This is a genomic window from Streptomyces sp. NPDC059456, from assembly GCF_042750055.1.
Classification (GTDB): domain Bacteria; phylum Actinomycetota; class Actinomycetes; order Streptomycetales; family Streptomycetaceae; genus Streptomyces.
Map to the genome: position 1 here is coordinate 1 of NZ_JBHYVA010000943.1, position 2,502 is coordinate 2,502.

Consider the following 2,502-nt stretch of genomic DNA (forward strand, 5'->3'; position numbering starts at 1 on the left):
CGCACTGGGGCATCCCCCCCCCCGCCGCCGCGGTCTGGGGTGCCGTCGGGACCGGGGCCTTGGCAGCCGAACGCCGCATTATTCGATGACCAGTTCTTCGAACACGATGGTGACGGACTCGGTGAGCGCCGACGCCTCACCGGCCTTCACCGTGCTCGTCTCGATCTTGCTGCACCAGGCGTTGCGCAGGTTGTAGCGCTTCACCGGGTTGTCCTGGAAGTCCATCATGATGATGGAGGCGTTCTTGCGGGCGGTGCTCATCTGGCCGCGGATCGAGTCGTTGATCCACTGCGTGAACGAGGCCGACTGGGTCATGCCGCGCACGACCGTGCACTGGCCGTTCTTCTGCACGCCCGGCAGCAGCGCGACCTCGGGCCGGCCCTGCGCACTGTTCTGCATGTAGGTGATGACGTCCTGTTCGAGGACCAGACCGCTGACCTCGGCGAGGTACTCGACCATCACCCCGTCGATCTGGAGGCCGAAGTTGTGTGACGTGAGGGCGTCACCCGGCTGGAGACTCATGTGTTCGCTGTCCTTCTGAGGAGGGGGAGGGGCACGGGGAGGCGACGGGGGCGGAGGCGGGCTCCGCGCCCGGTTACTCCTCCAGCTCCCCGTTGCCGCTGGAGAACTGCGCCAGCCGGAAGATCACGAACTCGGCGGGCTTGACCGGTGCGATGCCGATCTCGCAGATGACCCGCCCGAGGTCGACCGACTCCGCCGGGTTCGTCTCCTCGTCGCACTTGACGTAGTACGCCTGGTCGGGGCTCTGCCCGAACAGGGCACCGCTGCGCCACTCGTTGACCAGGAACGCGGAGACGTTGCGGCGGATGCGCGCCCACAGGTTGTGGTCGTTCGGCTCGAACACCACCCACTGGGTGCCGATCAGGATCGACTCCTCCAGGTAGTTGAAGTACCGGCGGATGTTCAGGTAGCGCCAGGCCGGGTCGGAGGAGAGGGTGCGGGCGCCCCAGATGCGGATGCCGCGGCCGGGGAAGGCCCGGATACAGTTCACGCCGATCGGGTTGAGCAGGTCCTGCTCGCCGCGGGTGATCTGGAGTTCGAGGTCGACGGCGCCGCGGACCACCTCGTTGGCGGGGGCCTTGTGCACACCGCGCTCGCTGTCGTTGCGGGCCCAGATGCCGGCCACGTGGCCGCTCGGCGGGATCAGGCGCGACTGCCCGGTCGCCGGGTCGAAGGACTTGATCCAGGGGTAGTAGAGGGCCGCGTACTTGGAGTCGTAGTTGGCCGTCTCCTGGCGCCACACCCGGATGTCACGGGCGTTCAGGCCGGGCGGCGGGTCGATGATCGCGACCCGGTCACCCATCAGCTCGCAGTGCGCGATCAGACCGAGCTGGACGGCCTTGACGGCCTCCAGGTCGATCGCGCCGCGCTGGTAGGCGGCCATCAGGTCGGGCACGGCGACCATGGAGATCTCGTCGACGGCCTCCAGGCCGCCGAAGCCCGTACGGTCCGCGGAGTCGCCGAGGTACTGCGCGGGGCCGGGGTGGGAGCCCTCGGCGCCCTCCACCGCCGTGGCGGCCTCGACGGGCGCGGACGGCGGCGCCGGCAGCGCCACGGTCTGGTTCTCCGGACGGGCCAGCTGCGCGGACGGCGCGGCCTCGGTCACGGTGATCAGCGCGGAGCGCTCCTTGACCTGCGTGACGACGTAGGACCGGCTGCCCTTCTTCGCGGTCACGTCGAAGGTCTCGACCGGCTTGTCGCCGTCCTTGACGATCAGCTTGAAGCGCTCGGCGGGCCCCTCGCCCTCCGCGTCGGCGACCTCGACGGACAGCGTTGCGCCGCGGCTCTCCGCGGTGGCGGCCACGGCGAAGGTGCCGAGCCGGCGGGGCTCGGCGGCGGGCAGCGCGGCCGGGGTGGCACCGGCGGTGACCGCGGCGGGCGCGGCCGCCCGCACCCGGCCGCCGGCGGCGTCCTCGGCGGAGCCGCCGACGCGCACCACGTACGCAGCCGAACCGCCGTTGTTGAAGAACCCGTAGACGGAGTGCGCGAGGTAGTAGCCGTCGGTGAAGTCGCCGAAGGCTGCCACGTACTGGGTCCAGTTGGTCACCAGCGTCGGCTCGTTCAGGGGGCCGGTCGGCGCCAGACCGACGAAGGCGGCCACCGACGTGCCCACTCCCTCGATGGGGCGCGATCCGCTGGCCACCTCCTCGACGTAGACGCCGGGCGACAGATAGGACGGCATGCTCTGCTCTCCTCCGGTACGAGACAGGACACCCCACCTTGACGCGCGCGTGCGCCCGCCGAAACGTCCCTCGGTACCCCGGCGGGTACACCGTCGTTGCCCGGAAGGGCAGCCCCGGGGGGCACCCGGCAGAGGGGCCCGTTCCGGCTGCCCGGAGGTCTGCCCGCGTGGACCTGTGGGCGGGCGGGGGTCCGGTCAACGCTGGGCGGGGGGCGGGCGGGCGCGGGAGAGGGCGCGGCCTGCGGGCGCGCCGCGCGCGGGCGCGGGCGGGGGCGGAGGGGGGCGGGGGCGGCGGCCCG

Annotated in this window: 2 protein-coding genes; both read right to left on the bottom strand. The window is 71.7% G+C overall.

The features are described from left to right. Window positions 1–78: 78 nt before the first annotated feature. Complete coding sequence (locus tag ACFXA3_RS40835) at window positions 79–522, bottom strand: phage tail protein (RefSeq protein WP_385196263.1); 444 nt, start codon at window positions 520–522, stop codon at window positions 79–81. 73 nt (window positions 523–595) lie between these two features. Then, window positions 596–2,203, bottom strand: a complete 1,608-nt coding sequence (locus ACFXA3_RS40840) for a phage tail sheath subtilisin-like domain-containing protein (RefSeq protein ID WP_385196265.1) — start codon at window positions 2,201–2,203, stop codon at window positions 596–598. Window positions 2,204–2,502: the final 299 nt, after the last annotated feature.

What these genes read in the sequence shown, in the direction of transcription:
- ACFXA3_RS40840 (WP_385196265.1), bottom strand. Translation starts at nt 2,203, where the DNA reads ATGCCGTCCTATCTGTCGCCCGGCGTCTACGTCGAGGAGGTGGCCAGC.
- ACFXA3_RS40835 (WP_385196263.1), bottom strand. Translation starts at nt 522, where the DNA reads ATGAGTCTCCAGCCGGGTGACGCCCTCACGTCACACAACTTCGGCCTC.